This window comes from Nonomuraea sp. H19 (genome assembly GCF_052068215.1).
Classification (GTDB): domain Bacteria; phylum Actinomycetota; class Actinomycetes; order Streptosporangiales; family Streptosporangiaceae; genus Nonomuraea.
Genome location: NZ_JBQHCV010000015.1, coordinates 24528 through 40123 on the forward strand (window position 1 = coordinate 24528; position 15596 = coordinate 40123).

The window sequence follows — 15596 nt, forward strand, 5'->3', positions numbered from 1 at the left end:
GAGACCTATGTTGCGGGAAAGCTTCTGATCTGCGGCGATATATCTACTACATATGTCTTCCGCTGCGCAATGAGAGTGTGGCAAGTTTGAGTCATGACCGAGACCACCGGGCTGCCCGGACACTGCGGGGTGGTGGGCGGCGGGCGCATGGGCGCCGGCATCGCCCACGCCCTGCTCCTCGCCGGTTGCCACGTCACGCTGGTGGAACGCGACGAGGACGCCGCGGCCGCCGCCCGGGAGCGGGTGGCCCGCGCCGTCACGGGCAGCGCCGAGCGCGGCCTCGTCGATGACGCGGACGAGCCGATGTCCCGCCTCGACCCGGTCACCGGCGCGGCCGGGCTGGCCGGAGCCGGGCTGGTGATCGAGGCGGTGCCGGAGGACCTCGACCTCAAGCTCGCCACGCTGCGCGCCGTCGAGGACGCGGTCGGGCCCGAGACCGTCATCGCCTCCAACACCAGCAGCATCTCGCTCGACACGCTCGCCGAGGCGCTCGCCCGGCCCGAACGCTTCCTCGGGCTGCACTTCTTCAACCCCGTCCCGGCCAGCAGGCTCGTCGAGGTGGTCATCGCGGCCGCCACCGGCCAGGCCCTGCGGGACCGGGCGGTCGCGTGGGTGGCGGAGATCGGCAAGACCGCCGTGGTCGTCAACAATGCGCCCGGCTTCGCCAGCAGCAGGCTCGGCGTCCTCCTCGGGCTGGAGGCGATCCGCATGGTCGAGTCCGGCGTCGCCGCGCCCGCGGACATCGACGCCGCGATGACGCTGGGCTACGGCCACCCGATGGGGCCGCTGCGGCTCACCGACCTGGTGGGCCTGGACGTGCGGCTGGGCATCGCCCGCTACCTCGAACGCGAGCTGGGCCCCCGGTTCGCCCCGCCCGCCCTGCTCGTCAGGCTCGTCGAGCAGGGCCACCTCGGACGCAAGACCGGCAAGGGCTTCTACGACTGGAGTGACTCATGAGCACGCTGCCCAGCTTTCTCGCCGGCGCCTGGCGCGGCGGCGCCGGCGAAGGGGTCCCGGTCGCCGACGCGGTGACCGGGGAGACCGTCACCCGGGTCAGCAGCGAAGGGCTGGACCTCGCCGCCGCGGTGGCGTACGCCCGCCGGACCGGACTGGCCGCGCTCGGCGAGCTGACCTTCCCCGAGCGGGCCGCCGCGCTCAAGGCGGCCGCACTGGCCCTCCAGGAGCGCAGGCAGGAGCTGTACGAGCTGTCGGCGCGGGCGGGGGCGACCCGCGCCGACGCCGCGGTGGACGTGGACGGCGGCATCGGCACGGCACTCGTCTACGCCAGCCTGGCCCGCAAGGGCCTGCCCGACCACACGGTGATCGTCGAGGACGACCCGGTGCCGCTGGGCAAGGGCGGCACGTTCGCGGGCCGGCACGTCCTCACCACCCCGCGCGGGATCAGCCTGCAGATCAATGCGTTCAACTTCCCGGTGTGGGGCATGCTGGAGAAGCTCGCGCCCGCGTTGCTGGCCGGGCTGCCCACGATCGTCAAGCCCGCGACGCCGACGGCGTACATTGCGGAGCATGCTGTCCGGATCATCGAGAGCGCCCTGCCGCCGGGCGCGATCCAGCTCGTCTGCGGGCCCGTGCCCGGCCTGTTCGACGTGCTCGGCGGGCAGGACCACATCGGGTTCACGGGCTCGGCGGACACCGCCGCCCGGCTGCGGTCCGACCCGGCGGTCACCCGCCGCTCGGCGCGCTTCAACGCCGAGGCCGACTCGCTCAACTGCGCGGTGCTCGGCCCGGACGCCGTGCCGGGACAGCCGGAGTTCGACCTGTACGCCGACGCGCTCGTCACCGAGATGACGGTCAAGGCGGGCCAGAAGTGCACGGCCATCCGCCGCGCGTTCGTCCCCGCGCACCTCATCGACGCGGTCGCCGAGGCGGTCGCGGCCAGGCTCGCGCGGGTCGTCGTGGGCGCGCCGGGCGCCGAAGGCGTGACGATGGGCGCGCTCGCCGGCCTGGCCCAGCGCGAGGACGTCCGGGCCGCGGTCGCGCGGCTGGCCGCGGCCGGCTCGATCGTGTACGGCGACCCGGACAAGGTCGAGGTCGCCGGCGCCGACGCGGAGCGGGGCGCGTTCCTGTCGCCGCTGCTGCTGCGCGTGGACGACGTGGCCCGCTCCGAACCGCACGAGGTGGAGGCGTTCGGGCCGGTGAGCACGCTCATGCCCTATGGCACGGTCGCGGAGCTGGCCGGGCTGATCGCCCGCGGTGAGGGTTCGCTGGCCGGCTCGGTGGTCTCGTACGACCCCGGCTTCGTCCGGCAGGTCGTGCTCGGCGCGGCCGCCCACCACGGCCGTATCCTCGTGCTCGACCGCGACAGCGCGGGGGAGTCCACCGGGCACGGCACGCCCATGCCGCAGCTCGTCCACGGCGGTCCAGGCCGCGCCGGCGGCGGAGAAGAGGAAGGCGGGCTGCGTGCCGTATACGCCCACCTGCAGCGCACCGCCCTGCAGGGCAGCCCCGCAACACTCGACTCAATCGTGAAGTAACGTCAAAGAAGTGTAGAGCTTCGAAGGAGAGCCCGATGAGCACCGACTCCCGTACCGGCGCAGCGCCGTCGCCCTCCGGCCCGCTCAGCCGGGTCGACTACAGCGAGCGCATCCCCAACAACGTCGACCTCGCCGGCGACCGCCGCCTGCAGCGCGCGCTCGAAGGATGGCAGCCGAAGTTCCTCGACTGGTGGAAGCAACTCGGCCCGGCCCTGCCGACCAAGGACGTCTACCTGCGCACGGCGATCGCCGTGGGCCGCGACGGCTGGGCGCACTTCGAGCACGTCCCCATGGACGAGTACCGCTGGGGGATCTTCCTGGCCGAGCGCGACCCGGACCGCAAGATCAACTTCGGCAAGCACAAGGGCGAGCCCGCCTGGCAGGAGGTGCCCGGCGAGCACCGGGCGGACCTGATGCGCCTGATCGTCGTGCAGGGCGACACCGAGCCGGCCTCGGTCGAGCAGCAGCGCGTCCTCGGCAACACCGCGCCGAGCATCTACGATCTGCGCAACCTCTTCCAGGTCAACGTGGAGGAGGGCCGCCACCTGTGGGCGATGGTCTACCTGCTGCACGCCTACTTCGGGCGGGAGGGCCGCGAGGAGGCCGAGCAGCTGCTCAAGCGCAACTCCGGCGACCTCGACGCGCCGCGCATCCTGGGCGCCTTCAACGAGGCCACCACCGACTGGCTGCAGTTCTTCATGTTCACCTACTTCACCGACCGGGACGGGAAATACCAGCTCGGCACCCTCAAGGAGTCGGCCTTCGACCCGCTGGCGCGCACCTGTGAGTTCATGCTGAAGGAGGAGGCGCACCACATGTTCGTGGGCACCACCGGTGTCCAGCGGATCCTGGAGCGCACCGCCGAGCTCATGAAGGAGCACGGCACGGCGGACATCTTCCCGCACGGCGGCATCCCCCTGGACGTGATCCAGAAGTACCTGAACTTCCAGTACTCGGTCTCGATGGACCTTTTCGGCTCCGAGCAGTCGACGAACGCCGGCAACTACTACTCCTCCGGGCTCAAGGGCCGCTGGATGGAGACCCGGCGCAAGGACGACCACGTGCTGCTGGACGCCACCCGCGAGCTGCGTTACATCGAGGACGGCCAGATCACGACCAAGACCGTGCCGATGCTCAGCGCGCTCAACCTCGACCTGCGCGACGAGTACGTCGCCGACTGCGCCAACGGCGTGCGCCGCTGGAACCAGGCGCTGGAGGACGCCGGGCTCACCGAGCGGCTGTACCTGCCGCACGAGGGCTTCAACCGCAAGGTCGGCGTGTACGCGGGCCACCACGTGACCCCGCACGGCGAGGTCGTCGACGAGGCCACCTGGCAGGCCAGTGCCGGGGAATGGCTGCCCACGCCGCAGGACCGCGAGAACGTCGCGGCCCTCATGATCCCCGAGTACGAGTACGGCAAGTTCGCCGGCTGGATCGCCCCGCCGAAGGCCGGCATCAACGACCAGCCGGTCGAGTTCGACTACGTCCACCTGGCCGACGAGGGACTCATCTAGTGCCGGGCGGCGGCGCTCTCGTCCATGCGGTCCCACTCGTCCTGGGCGCGCCGGTGCCACCGGTTGCGCAGATCGTGGAAGACCGCCGCCGCCCGAGGCCCCGGCCAGTCGTGATCGAGCAGCTCGGCCGGGAGATCGGGGTCGAGGAACGGGAAGCGCCGCCATTCCTGGATGAGCTGCACCTGATTGGCGAACGCCGCCCGGTCCGAGGAGACCGTCACGCCGTGGAAGCGCTCGATGAAGCTCAGGTAACGCTTCTCGACGGCGTCGAGGTCCCACGCGGCCGTGATCAGCTTGGCGGTGTCGCCGATCCCCGCCGACGAGCCCGTCCACGCGTATGCCCGGTCCTCCAGGTTCAGCTCGCGGATGACGTCGCGGACCGCGGACTCCTTCGACTCGTCCGGAATCACCCAGAGGCCGGGGGAGGGCGAGCCGAGCCCGAGCCAGGTGAGCTTGGTGCGCAGCCGGTGGCGCAGCTGGCGCTGGGCCTCCGGCACGCCGGCGATGAGGACGAGCCAGCGGCCGTCCCACCCGTGCGACCTGCGCATGAAGCCGTAGATGCGCTCGGTGCCCTCGCGCAGCAGCCGGTCGCCGGCCGGCGTCAGGTTCCAGCGCACCTTGCGGCCGTGCCGCGCCGAGTCCAGCAGCCCTTCGGCCGCGGTGCGCGACAGGGCCTGCCGCGCGGACTTCTCCTCGATGCCGAGCGCGCCGAGGGCGTCGACCAGGGTGCCCGTCCAGACCTCGCCCCGGCGCGGGAGCACGAACTCGCCCAGGATCGTCAGCAGCAGCGAGCGGGCGCTGGTCGCCGCCTTCTCGGGCTGGCGTTCCGCAGGCTCGGTGCGCGGGGCCACGTTTGCTCTCCTGTCGTTCAACACCGTCGTGACGCGCATTCTGCCAGTTCAGGCACGCCGGCGCGTAACCTCACCTCACCAGCGAACGCGTACGCAATAAATGCTACAGACCCTTGACGCTACATCTCCCATACGTCGAACATTGGGCACTAGAGTCCTCGCTACCACCCAACGGAGCGCGCATGACTGTCACCGCTGAAACGACGCAGAGCACGGCGAGTGCTGATTCGGCTCCGCCGGTGGTCCGCTTCGCCACATCCCCCGACCGCTACCGCCACTGGAGTCTCCAGGTGGACGGGGCGGTGGCCACCGTCACGCTGCGCGTCGACGAGCACGGCGGCCTGGTCCCGGGCTACGACCTCAAGATGAACTCCTACGACCTCGGTGTCGACATCGAGCTGTACGACCTCGCGCAGCGGCTGCGCTTCGAGCACCCCGAGGTCAAGGCGGTCGTCGTGACCGGCGGCCTGGAGCGGATGTTCTGCGCCGGGGCCAACATCAGGATGCTGGCCCAGTCCTCGCACGGGTGGAAGGTGAACTTCTGCAAGTTCACCAACGAGACCCGCAACGGCATCGAGGACGCGACCGAGCACTCGGGGCAGACCTGGATCGCCGCGCTCAACGGCACCGCCGCCGGCGGCGGCTACGAGCTGGCGCTGGCCTGCGACCAGATCGTCCTGGTCGACGATGGCTCGTCCGCCGTCTCGCTGCCCGAGGTGCCGCTGCTCGGCGTGCTCCCCGGCACCGGCGGCCTGACCCGGGTCGTGGACAAGCGGCACGTGCGCAAGGACCGCGCCGACGTGTTCGCGACCAAGTCCGAGGGCTTCCGCGGCGCCACGGCGGTCGCGTGGGGCCTGGTGGACGCCACGGTGCCGCGCAACGGGTTCGACGCGGAGGTGGCCAGGCGCGCCGGCGAGGCCGCGGCGGCCTCCACGCGGCCCTCGGACGCCCAGGGCGTGACGCTGACGCCGCTCGACCGGGTGGACGAGGGCGACACGATCACCTACCCGTACGTGTCCGCACGGATCGACCGGGCGAACCGCCGCGTCGAGATCACCGTCGACGGCCCTCAGGACGCCCCGCCGGCGGATGCCGCCGCGGTGCTGGCCCAGGGCACCGGGTACTGGCCGCTCGCCGTGACCCGCGCGCTGGACGACCTGATCCTGCACCTGCGGACCAACGAGCTGGAGCTCGGCATCTGGGTGCTGCGCGCCACCGGCGACCACGAGCGGGTGCTGGCCTACGACGCGCAACTGCGCGAGCTGGCCGATGACTGGTTCGTCAACGAGGTGCGCCACTACTACAAGCGCACGCTCAAGCGGCTCGACGTCACCAGCCGCAGCCTCATCGCCGTCATCGAGCCCGGCACCGCCTTCGCCGGCCTGCTGGCCGAGCTGGCCCTGGCGGCCGACCGGCAGTACATGCTGGAAGGCGTCTACGAGGACCGCGACGACACCGGCGCCCCCGCCACCATCATCCTCACCCCGTCCAACGACGGCGACTTCCCGATGGGCAACGGCCTGTCCCGTCTGCAGTCCCGCTTCTGGGGCAACGACGAGGACCTGCGAGCCGTCCGCGCCAGGATCGGCGCGCCGCTCGACGCCGCCGCCGCGATGGAGCTCGGCCTGGTCACCCTGGCACTGGACGACATCGACTTCGAGGAGGAGCTGCGTATCGTGCTGGAGGAGCGCGCCTCGCTGTCGCCCGACGCGCTGACCGGCATGGAGGCCAACCACCGCTTCGCCGGCCCCGAGACGATGGAGACCAAGATTTTCGGACGGCTCACCGCCTGGCAGAATTGGATCTTCATCCGGCCGAACGCCTCCGGTCCCCGCGGCGCCCTGCGCCGCTACGGCACCGGCCTCAAGGGCGACTACGACATCGAGCGAGTGTGATCATGAGCGGGACAGAGTTCAACGCCGGCACCTGGCTTACCCACCGCCACGTGGAGGAGGGCCGCGGCGGCCAGGTGGCGGTGCGCGGCGCCGCCACCCTGACCTACGCCGAGCTGTCGGACCTCGTCGGGATCGCCACCGCCGGCCTGCGCTCTCTCGGACTGCGGCGCGACGACCGCGTGGTGTTCGTCACCAACGACGACGTGCCCATGTTCACCGGGATCCTCGCCGCCTTCTGCGGCGGCTTCGTGGCCGTGCCGGTCTCGACCATGCTGGGGGCCGGCGAGCTCGGGGCGATCATCGCCGACTCCGGCGCCGCCGTCGTGGTGGCCAGCCCCCAGTACGGCCCCCAGGTGCAGCAGGCCCTCGCCACGGCGCCCGAGGTGCGCCACCTGGTGTGCGACGGCGCCGAGGCGCTCGCCGCCCCGCCTCGGGTCACCTCCTGGACCTGGTCCGATCTGGTCGCGGCGGGGGAGAAGGAGCCGATCGAGCGGCGCGCGCCCGCCGCCACCCCGGAGGACTCCTGGGCCCTGTGGCTCTACACCTCCGGCACCACCGGCGCTCCCAAGGGAGCCATGCACCGCCACGCCAACATCCGGCACGTCTGCCTGACCTACGGCGACCAGGTGCTCGGCATCCGGCCCGATGACGTCTGCTTCTCCATCGCCAAGCTCTTCTTCGCCTACGGCATCGGCAACTCGATGTTCTTCCCGCTCTCGGCCGGCGCCGCGACCGTGCTGGAGCCGCGCCGCCCCACCCCCGCCGTGACCGCCGAGCGGATGGCCGCGGACCGGCCGACCCTGTTCTTCGCCGTCCCCACCTTCTACGCCGCGCTGCTCGCCGCCGAGCTGCCGGTCGGCACCTTCGGGTCCGTACGGCTCGGCGCCTCGGCAGGGGAGGCGCTGCCCGCGCCGCTGCAGGAGAGGTTCACCCGGCGCTTCGGCGTCGACATCATCGACGGCATCGGCTCCACCGAGGCCCTGCACATCTTCCTGTCCAACCGGCCCGGCGAGATCCGCCCCGGCACCACCGGCCGGCCGGTGCCCGGCTACGACATCGAACTGCGCGACGCCGACGGGACGCCGGTGCCCGACGGCCAGCCCGGCTCGCTCCACGTCCGCGGCGAGTCCATCGCCCTGGGCTACTGGCGGCGCACCGACGCCAGCCGCGCCGTGTTCGCCGGCGAGTGGCTCAACACCGGCGACACCTACGTGCGCTCGCCGGACGGCTTCTACACCTGCATGGGCCGCAGCAACGACCTGCTCAAGGCGGGCGGCATCTGGGTCTCGCCGACCGAGGTCGAGAGCCGCCTGCTGGAGCACCCGTCCGTCGAGGAGGCGGCCGTGGTCGGGATGGCCGACGAGCATGGCCTCGACAAGCCGGTCGCCTGCGTCGTCGTCAAGGGAGAGGTCACCGCCGACGAGCTCATCCAGTGGTGCCGCGAGGGGCTGGCCGCGTTCAAGCGGCCCCGCCAGGTGATCTTCCTCGACCGGCTGCCCAAGACCGCGACCGGCAAGATCCAGCGCTTCAAGATCCGCGAGCTGCTCGCAGAGGAGACGAGCGGATGAGCGCCCTTGACGTCGACGTGCTGATCGTCGGGGCCGGGCCGGTCGGGCTCTTCGGCGCCTACTACGCCGGCGTGCGCGGCCTGCGCACCGCGGTGGTCGACTCGCTCAGCCAGGTCGGCGGGCAGGTCAGCGCCATGTACCCGGAGAAGGAGATCCTCGACATCGCCGGGTTCCCCGCCGTCTCGGGGCGCCACCTCATCGGCAACCTGGTGGCGCAGGCGGCGCCGTACGAGCCTGCGTACCTGCTCGGGCAGGAGGCCCAGCGCCTCGACCGGGCGCCCCGCGACGGGCGGCCCGATCTGCTCGTGGTGAAGACCAGCGCGGGCACCGAGATCACCGCCGGGGCCGTCGTCGTGACCGGCGGCATCGGCACCTTCACGCCCCGCCCGCTGCCGGCCGGGGAGGAGTTCCTCGGCCGGGGCCTTGAGTACTTCGTACCGGACAGCGCGGACTACGCCGGGAAGGACGTCGTCGTCGTGGGCGGCGGCGACAGCGCCGTGGACTGGGCGCTCATGCTTCACCCCGTCGCCAGGAACGTCACGCTCGTACACCGCCGCGCCGCGTTCCGGGCCCACCACGGCTCGGTCGAGCGGCTCAAGACCTCCCCCGTAGAGATCATCACCAACGCCCAGGTGACCGCCACGCTCGGCGCCGACCGGCTGGAACGGATCGAGCTCAGCGCGGCCGAGGGCACCCGCACCCTGCCGTGCGACCGGCTCGTCGCGGCCCTCGGCTTCACCGCCAACCTCGGGCCGCTCCGCGAGTGGGGGCTCGACCTGCACGACAACCGCCACCTGGTGGTCGACTCCGCGATGCGTACCAACGTGCCCGGCATCTTCGCCGCCGGCGACATCGCCGACTACGACGGCAAGGTCCGGCTGATCGCGGTCGGCTTCGGCGAGGTGGCGACGGCCGTCAACAACGCCGCGGTGCACCTCGACCCCGACGCCCAGCTCTTCCCTGGGCATTCGACCGACAGCCCGCCGCCGGCCTGATCAGGAGCTCCACATGCCGTACGTCATCGCCGCACCCTGTATCGACGTCATGGACAAGTCGTGCGTCGAGGAGTGCCCGGTCGACTGCATCTACGAAGGGGACCGCAAGCTCTACATCAACCCCAAGGAATGCATCGACTGCGGCGCCTGCGAGCCCGTGTGCCCCGTCGAGGCGATCAGCCAGGACCGGCGGGTCGCCCCCGAGCACGAAGGTTTCGTCGAGGACAACCGCCGCTTCTTCGTCGAGGTCCTGCCGGGACGCGACGCGGCGCTCGGCGCGCCCGGGGGATCGCACAAGACGGGCCGCGTCGGCGTGGACACCCCCATGGTCGCGGACAGGTAGGGGAACATGCTCGACGGCATCCGGCTCATCGACGCGCACGTCCACGTGCCGCTGCTCGACACCCTCAAACCGGCCTGGCTGCGCTGGGCCCGCGACTTCGGCCAGGACGGCATCGTGGAGGACGTCTGGGACGCCGGCGGCAAGCCCCGCCCGGACCGCCTGGACGAGCTCTTCGCCGCCCAGGGTGTCGATGTCGCGCTGCTGTTCTGCGAGTACAGCCCCAAGGCGACCGGCACCCAGACCTTCGACGACCTGCTGCCGATCGTCGAGCACAACCCCGGCCGGTTCCGCCCGGTCGCCAACGTCAATCCGCACCTGCACTTCCCCGTCGCCGCGGAGCTGCGCCGCCAGCTCGGCCTCGGCGCCGCCGCGCTCAAGCTGCACCCCGTGCACGGCGGGTTCCGCTGCGACGACCCGGCTCTTTACCCCGCCTACCACGTCCTCGAGGAGCGCGGCGTCCCGCTCGTCGTGCACTGCGGCACCAGCTCCTTCCCCGGCGCGATGAACGAGAACGCCGACCCGCGCTTCCTCATCCCCGTCGTGCGCGACTTCCCCGGCCTCAACGTCGTGCTCGCCCACGGCGGACGCGGCTGGTGGTACGACGCCGCGGCCTTCCTCGCCCTGTCCAACGACACCGTCTGGCTGGAGCTGTCCGGCCTGCCGCCCAAACGGCTGCCCGAGTACTACGCGCGGCACGACCTCGCCCGCCTGGCCAGGAAATGGATCTTCGGCACCGACTGGCCCGGCGTGCCCGGCGTCGCCGCCAACGCCCGCGCCGTCGCCGGGCTGCTGCCCGACGAGGTGGCCGCGGCCGTGCTCGCGGGGAACGCGGCGAAGGTGTACGCCGGCCTGCCGGCAGGGGAGTGAACCGATGCCCGTCTACGCCCTCGGCGACCAGGTGCCCCAGATCCACCCGGATGCCTATGTCCACCCTGACGCCGTCGTCATCGGCGACGTCGCCATCGGCGCGGAGTCGTCGGTATGGCCGGCGGCGGTGCTGCGGGCCGACTTCGGCCGCATCGAGATCGGCGAGCGCACCTCCATCCAGGACGGCACCGTCCTGCACACCACCGAGCGGTGGCCCACCGCGATCGGCAGCGACTGCGTGGTCGGGCACAACGCCCACCTCGAAGGCTGCACGGTCGAGGACCGCTGCCTCATCGGCTCGGGCGCGGTGGTCCTGAACCGCGCCGTGGTACGCGCGGGCTCGGTGATCGGCGCCCAGGCGCTCGTACCCGAAGATCTGGAGATCCCGGCCGGGCACATGGCGCTCGGCGTGCCCGCCCGGCCCCGGCCGATGGACGGCACCGTGCAGAGCGAGTGGATCGACTTCGGCGTGAACGAGTACCGCGGCAACGCCAAGCGCTACCGGCACGAACTGCGCAGGCTCGACCTCTGAGGAAAGAGACCATGATCGATCACGACATCCAAGGACGGCCGGCCGCCGAGCTCAGCGACAAGGAGCTGGAACGGCAGGGCACCCAGGCGCACGCCACCCGCAACTGGGTCTTCCTGCACGGCAGCGCCGAGCAGTTCGCCCGCCACACCACCCGCATGCTGGAGCTCGAACGCGAATACCTGCGCCGCTTCCCCAAGCGGACCTGGCAGGGCTCCGGCGGGGTCGCCCAGGACCGCGAGGCCACCGCCGACGCCTGGCGCGAGACGGTGCTCGGCATCATCGAGCAGCTCACCGCCCTGCTGGAGCGGCCCAGCCCGCAGCCCGCCGACGCCTCCGCCGCGACCGACCCCGCTCAGGCGTTCCTCCAGCGGATCGCCGACGCGGGCGGCCGGATGCACAAGCTGGAGGCGCACCAGGCGGCCCGCGAGGCCGGGCTGGAGCGCGCGGCGGTGGCCGACCTGTACAAGGCGGACCCGCCGCTGCTCACCACTGACGGCCACGACCGCGTGCTCACCGACGCCGGCCGCGCCCTCCTGGCCCAGGACACCACGTGATCGTCGGCGGCTGATCGCCTGCGCCGCGCGCCGTGGTCAGCGGCGCCGCTCCAGGAACGCGGTCATGCGCTCGTGCTTGTCCTCGGTCTCGAACAGCACGGCCTGCGCCACGTCGTCGAAGCGAGGATGGGCTCCAGGGGGCGCGGCGAGGGCGAGCTTGGTCAGGCGCAGCGCCAGCGGCGCGTTCCTGGCGATGCGGGCGGCCAGCCGGTCCGCCGCGGCCAGGAGCTCGTCCTCGGGGACCAGCTCGTTCACCAGTCTGACGGCCAGCGCCTCCTCGGCCGACACCGTCTTCCCCGCGAGCAGGACCTCCTTGGCGAGCGGCTCGCCGACCAGCTCGCGCAGCCGCCAGCACGCGCCGGCGGCGGCCATGATGCCGAGCCCCGCCTCCGGGTTGCCGAACCGGGCCCGCGGGGTGGCGATGCGGAAGTCGCAGGCGTAGGCCAGCTCCGCGCCGCCGCCGAGGGCCGGGCCGTCGATCGCCGCGATCGTGGGCAGCGGCAGCCGGGCGATCCGGTCGAACAGGCCGCTGTTGATGCCGGCGAGGGCGTCCTCGCGGCGGCGCTCGCGCAGCTCGCGGATGTCGGCGCCGGCGGCGAAGATCCCGGCTGCTCCGGTGATCACCAGGATCCGCGGCCGCCGCTCCAGCTCGGCGCACACCTCGTGCAGGTCGGCCACCATCGCCGCGTCGATCGCGTTGCGCACCTGTGGGCGGTCCAGCCGGACCAGCACCCGATCCGGCCCGTCCTCGACCTTCAACGTGTCGTTCACCGCAGGCTCCTCCGATCGCGACGCACTACACAGTCATAGCGCATCGAAAGCCAAGTGTAGAACAAATTGTGCCTCACCATCCATGGCCGCGCAGGAAGGCGGCGCAGCGCCGGGTCCAGTCGCCCACGACGGGGTCCGTTTCCGCCAGCCCGAGCCCGTGCTTGCCGCTGGGATAGACGTGGACCTCCAGGGGGATCCGGTGGCGGGCGAGCGCCTGAGCGAGCTGGAGGGTGTTCTCGACGGGCACCGACTCGTCGTCGGCGGTGTGCCACAAGAACGTGGGCGGCGCCGCGGCGCTCACGCGCGGGGGGAGCGACAGCCGGGCGCGCACGGACTCCGGTGCGTCCTCGCCGAGCAGGTTGGCGGCAGAGCCCTCATGCGCGGCGGGCCCGGTGAGCGTGGCGACCGCATAACAGAGCACGGCGAGGCCGGGCCGCGGATCGGCCCGGTCGACCTCATCGTGCGGGCCTTCCGTGAGCATGGGACCCGCCTCGGTGGCGAGGAGCCCCGCCAGGTGACCGCCCGCCGAGAAGCCCAGCACGCCCACGCGGGCCGGGTCCACGCCGGTGGACGCGGCGTGATGCCGGACCCAGCGCACCGCCCTGGCGGCGTCGAGCAGCGGCAGCGGATGGCGGTGCGGCGCGATCCGGTAACGCAGCACGAAGGCCGCGATGCCCAGCGAATTGAGCCACCGTGCGACCGGCGCCCCCTCGTGGTCGGCGAGATGGTGGTAGGCGCCGCCGGGGAAGACCACGACGGCCGGACTGGGACGGTCGCCTCGTACGGGGAAGGCGGTGATGGTCGCCTCGCCGGTCGTAGGCCACAAGGGATGCTCGCTCATGCCACACCTTTCATGTCGTTCGACGACGGATGTTAGCGAGCCGCCTCGGGGCCGCTCCGACTGGCAGAATGTCCGGCATGCCCGGACCCGATGCTAAAGCTGACCTTCGCCGATACCTGCAGACCGCCCGCGAGGCCCTGCTGTGGAAGCTGGAAGGGCTTTCCGAATACGACGTCCGCCGGCCGCTGACGCCGACCGGCACCAACCTGCTGGGCCTGGTCAAACATGTGGCCAGCGTTGAGCTGGGGTATTTCGGCGACGTTTTCGGCCGGCCGTCAGGCGTGCCCATGCCCTGGCTGGAGGACGGCGCGGAGCCCAACGCGGACCTGTGGGCGACCGCCGAGGAGTCCCGCGAGGAGATCATCGGGCTGTACCACCGGGCATGGGCGCACGCGGACACCACCATCGAGTCGCTGCCGCTGGACGCGCCCGGCCAGGTGCCGTGGTGGCCGGGCGACCGGGGGCAGGTCACACTGCACCGGATCCTGGTGCACGTGATCGCCGAGATCAATCGGCACGCCGGACACGCCGACATCGTCCGGGAGCTGATCGACGGGGCCGCCGGGCTGCGCGAGGGGACCGACAACCTGCCGCCGGTCGATCGGGCGTGGTGGGAGTCCTACCGGAGCCGCCTGGAGCGCGTGGCGCGGGAGGCCTGAGGCCCGCTCCGCGCCGGGGCACCGCTGCGGCGCTACCGGATCGGCACCTGCAGATCGCGGAAAGTCCCGATCTTGACCTTCAGCGAGGTGGCCGTCTCGGGCATGGAGAACAGGCTCCAGAACTCCTTCTCCTGCCCGGGCCCGAACTTCTCGGTGCCGAGGCGTACGCCCGACAGGTCCGTGCAGGCGCAGTAGGAGTCGACGCCGCCGTTGTCGGCGGGAACCTGGAGACGTCCCGGCAGGTACTGGCGGCGGGCGGCCACGTCCGTGAGCGTGACGTTGAAGGCGGCCCGGTACTTGAACGACATCCAGTCCCGCGCCTGGTGCAGCTCGTTGAACCAGGCCTCGCCGTCGCCCTCGTTCGTGACCCGGTAGGTCAGCAGGCCGAGACCGCCGGGGAGCCGCCGCAGGCCGGTCACCTCCATGGAGATCGGCTGGCCGTCCGCCTTTCCGGTGCCGGTCAAGCCGGTTCCCCCGGGGGAGACGGTCGCGGCGGGGACGGTGGCCGCGGCCGGCTGCGGTTTGGCGAACGTCACCGTGACGCGGCGGTTGCGCCGCTTGCCCTCGTCGGTGTCGTTGCCGTAGAGCGGGCGGCGCGAGCCGTACCCCTTGGCCTGGAAACCCACGCCCTCCCTGGTGACCAGCGCCGACAGCGCCTTGCGCACGGCCTGGGCGCGGCGCGCGGAGAGCGGGTCGTTGATGGCGTCGGTGCCGGAGGAGTCCGCGTGGCCCTCCACCTTCACCGAGGAGCCGGTCGAGGAGTCGATCAGCTTGGCGGTACGCGCCAGGATCGCCTTGGCCTTCGGGGTGAGGGTGGCCTCGTTCACCGCGAACAGCACGTCGGAGGAGAGGCTGACCTGCAGATCCGTGCCGTCGTCCGCGGTCTCCTCCGATCTGTCCAGCGACTCCGAGGGGGTGACCAGCCGGCGCGTGAGGGTGGTGACCGGCTCGGCGTCCGGATCGGGGATCGTCATGCCGGGTGGGGTGACCGGCGGCTCGTCGCTGATCGGCACGCCGGGCATGGGCGGTCCCACCGGGGTGACCACCGTGGTGGTCGCGGGGTTGCCTGAAGGGGCGGGCAGGACCGCGTACACGCTGATCGACTGGCCGGGGTCGATGAAATAGCCGAGCCCGTCACGATCCTGGTCGCTGCACAGGCAGGGGAAGCCGGCCGGCTGGTACGGCAGGATCCAGGCCCGCGCCTGCGCGTCGAGCACTCCGATGCCGGAGGCCCAGCGGATCTGGCCGAGCGGGCGGGTGTTGTCGCCCATCTCACCGGTCCACGGCAGGTGCTTGCCGGTGCCGGTGTGGGTGAGCCGGAGCTGGACGATCAAGTGCTGGCCTTTGACCCGGTTCAGCCCGACGACCTCGACCTTGAGGCTCTCGGTCATCGTGCTGCGGGTCTGCGCGAGCGCCGGTCGGGTGTCCTGACCTGACGCGCTCGGAGTGCTCGTGGCCGCCGGAGTGTTCGTGGCCGCCGGAGCGGCGGGTGAGGATGCGCCGGGCGACGGTGCGGCTGCTCGCGGCGCGGCCTCTTGGGGCAGGCCACAGGCTGAGATCATGGACAGAGCGGCCAAGGGGACGGCGATCCGGTACCTCACCCGGGAGATACTGCCGCACTGCTGTCAATACCGGGTAATTCCCGCAGTCAGTCCGCTCCGGGCACGCGCCTGCACCGGATCGCCCTGGGACGTCGCAGCCGAGCACCCGG

At 71.9% G+C, this 15596-nt stretch carries 15 protein-coding genes; 11 read left to right on the plus strand and 4 right to left on the minus strand.

The window, feature by feature from the left end:
• Nucleotides 1–93: 93 nt before the first annotated feature.
• From ACTMTI_RS30650 to boxB, 3 genes are read left to right on the plus strand one after another with little or no spacing between them, the layout of a single operon-like run.
• Entirely contained in the window at nt 94–957 is an 864-nt protein-coding gene (locus ACTMTI_RS30650) for a 3-hydroxyacyl-CoA dehydrogenase family protein (protein ID WP_441124066.1), read from the plus strand.
• Nucleotides 954–2495, plus strand: coding sequence for a phenylacetic acid degradation bifunctional protein PaaZ (gene paaZ, locus ACTMTI_RS30655; protein ID WP_441124068.1), 1542 nt, complete (start codon nt 954–956; stop codon nt 2493–2495). Before ACTMTI_RS30650 ends, paaZ begins: the two co-directional genes overlap by 4 nt.
• 35 nt (nt 2496–2530) lie before the next feature.
• Nucleotides 2531–4009 carry a benzoyl-CoA 2,3-epoxidase subunit BoxB gene (gene boxB, locus ACTMTI_RS30660; protein WP_441124070.1) on the plus strand — a complete coding sequence of 493 codons (1479 nt, stop codon included), beginning with the start codon at nt 2531–2533 and terminating at the stop codon, nt 4007–4009.
• Here boxB and ACTMTI_RS30665 read toward each other — a convergent pair.
• Nucleotides 4006–4860 carry a PaaX family transcriptional regulator gene (locus tag ACTMTI_RS30665; protein ID WP_441124072.1) on the minus strand — a complete coding sequence of 285 codons (855 nt, stop codon included), beginning with the start codon at nt 4858–4860 and terminating at the stop codon, nt 4006–4008. The genes boxB and ACTMTI_RS30665 overlap by 4 nt on opposite strands.
• A gap of 182 nt (nt 4861–5042) precedes the next feature.
• Here ACTMTI_RS30665 and boxC point away from each other — a divergent pair, with 182 nt between their 5' ends.
• Genes boxC through ACTMTI_RS30700 form a run of 7 tightly spaced genes read left to right on the plus strand, consistent with a single transcriptional unit; the run spans nt 5043 to nt 11614 of the window.
• Nucleotides 5043–6755 (plus strand): 2,3-epoxybenzoyl-CoA dihydrolase, encoded by a 1713-nt coding sequence (gene boxC, locus ACTMTI_RS30670; protein WP_441124074.1) that lies wholly within the window; start codon nt 5043–5045, stop codon nt 6753–6755.
• A 2-nt stretch (nt 6756–6757) separates the two neighbouring features.
• Nucleotides 6758–8323 carry a benzoate-CoA ligase family protein gene (locus tag ACTMTI_RS30675; RefSeq protein ID WP_441124076.1) on the plus strand — a complete coding sequence of 522 codons (1566 nt, stop codon included), beginning with the start codon at nt 6758–6760 and terminating at the stop codon, nt 8321–8323.
• The gene (locus tag ACTMTI_RS30680; RefSeq protein ID WP_441124078.1) at nt 8320–9318 is read left to right on the plus strand and encodes an NAD(P)/FAD-dependent oxidoreductase; all 999 of its coding nucleotides are present in this window, start codon (nt 8320–8322) and stop codon (nt 9316–9318) included. The genes ACTMTI_RS30675 and ACTMTI_RS30680 overlap by 4 nt, the downstream gene beginning before the upstream one ends.
• Before the next feature lie 13 nt (nt 9319–9331).
• Nucleotides 9332–9661, plus strand: coding sequence for a ferredoxin (fdxA, locus tag ACTMTI_RS30685; protein WP_441124079.1), 330 nt, complete (start codon nt 9332–9334; stop codon nt 9659–9661).
• 6 nt (nt 9662–9667) lie between these two features.
• Complete coding sequence (locus ACTMTI_RS30690) at nt 9668–10528, plus strand: amidohydrolase family protein (RefSeq protein WP_441124081.1); 861 nt, start codon at nt 9668–9670, stop codon at nt 10526–10528.
• 4 nt (nt 10529–10532) lie between these two features.
• Complete coding sequence (locus ACTMTI_RS30695; protein ID WP_441124083.1) at nt 10533–11060, plus strand: gamma carbonic anhydrase family protein; 528 nt, start codon at nt 10533–10535, stop codon at nt 11058–11060.
• A gap of 11 nt (nt 11061–11071) precedes the next feature.
• Nucleotides 11072–11614: a DUF6158 family protein gene (locus tag ACTMTI_RS30700; RefSeq protein WP_441124085.1), complete on the plus strand. Its 543-nt coding sequence runs from the start codon at nt 11072–11074 to the stop codon at nt 11612–11614.
• A gap of 36 nt (nt 11615–11650) precedes the next feature.
• Here ACTMTI_RS30700 and ACTMTI_RS30705 read toward each other — a convergent pair whose 3' ends face one another.
• Both ACTMTI_RS30705 and ACTMTI_RS30710 read right to left on the minus strand, forming a co-directional pair.
• Nucleotides 11651–12385 (minus strand): enoyl-CoA hydratase/isomerase family protein, encoded by a 735-nt coding sequence (locus tag ACTMTI_RS30705; RefSeq protein ID WP_441124087.1) that lies wholly within the window; start codon nt 12383–12385, stop codon nt 11651–11653.
• 73 nt (nt 12386–12458) lie between these two features.
• The gene (locus tag ACTMTI_RS30710) at nt 12459–13226 is read right to left on the minus strand and encodes an alpha/beta hydrolase (protein ID WP_441124089.1); all 768 of its coding nucleotides are present in this window, start codon (nt 13224–13226) and stop codon (nt 12459–12461) included.
• A gap of 77 nt (nt 13227–13303) precedes the next feature.
• Between ACTMTI_RS30710 and ACTMTI_RS30715 the strand changes: the two genes are divergently transcribed.
• Nucleotides 13304–13885 carry a DinB family protein gene (locus tag ACTMTI_RS30715; protein ID WP_441124091.1) on the plus strand — a complete coding sequence of 194 codons (582 nt, stop codon included), beginning with the start codon at nt 13304–13306 and terminating at the stop codon, nt 13883–13885.
• Nucleotides 13886–13917: 32 nt separating this feature from the next.
• On the opposite strand, the gene ACTMTI_RS30720 is transcribed toward ACTMTI_RS30715, so the two are convergent.
• Nucleotides 13918–15486, minus strand: a complete 1569-nt coding sequence (locus ACTMTI_RS30720; RefSeq protein ID WP_441124093.1) for an OmpA family protein — start codon at nt 15484–15486, stop codon at nt 13918–13920.
• Nucleotides 15487–15596: the final 110 nt, after the last annotated feature.

Coding starts and splice junctions, on each gene's coding strand:
- ACTMTI_RS30650 (WP_441124066.1), top strand. CDS start 94: ATGACCGAGACCACCGGGCTGCCCGGACACTGCGGGGTGGTGGGCGGC.
- paaZ (WP_441124068.1), top strand. CDS start 954: ATGAGCACGCTGCCCAGCTTTCTCGCCGGCGCCTGGCGCGGCGGCGCC.
- boxB (WP_441124070.1), top strand. CDS start 2,531: ATGAGCACCGACTCCCGTACCGGCGCAGCGCCGTCGCCCTCCGGCCCG.
- boxC (WP_441124074.1), top strand. CDS start 5,043: ATGACTGTCACCGCTGAAACGACGCAGAGCACGGCGAGTGCTGATTCG.
- ACTMTI_RS30675 (WP_441124076.1), top strand. CDS start 6,758: ATGAGCGGGACAGAGTTCAACGCCGGCACCTGGCTTACCCACCGCCAC.
- ACTMTI_RS30680 (WP_441124078.1), top strand. CDS start 8,320: ATGAGCGCCCTTGACGTCGACGTGCTGATCGTCGGGGCCGGGCCGGTC.
- fdxA (WP_441124079.1), top strand. CDS start 9,332: ATGCCGTACGTCATCGCCGCACCCTGTATCGACGTCATGGACAAGTCG.
- ACTMTI_RS30690 (WP_441124081.1), top strand. CDS start 9,668: ATGCTCGACGGCATCCGGCTCATCGACGCGCACGTCCACGTGCCGCTG.
- ACTMTI_RS30695 (WP_441124083.1), top strand. CDS start 10,533: ATGCCCGTCTACGCCCTCGGCGACCAGGTGCCCCAGATCCACCCGGAT.
- ACTMTI_RS30700 (WP_441124085.1), top strand. CDS start 11,072: ATGATCGATCACGACATCCAAGGACGGCCGGCCGCCGAGCTCAGCGAC.
- ACTMTI_RS30710 (WP_441124089.1), bottom strand. CDS start 13,226: ATGAGCGAGCATCCCTTGTGGCCTACGACCGGCGAGGCGACCATCACC.
- ACTMTI_RS30715 (WP_441124091.1), top strand. CDS start 13,304: ATGCCCGGACCCGATGCTAAAGCTGACCTTCGCCGATACCTGCAGACC.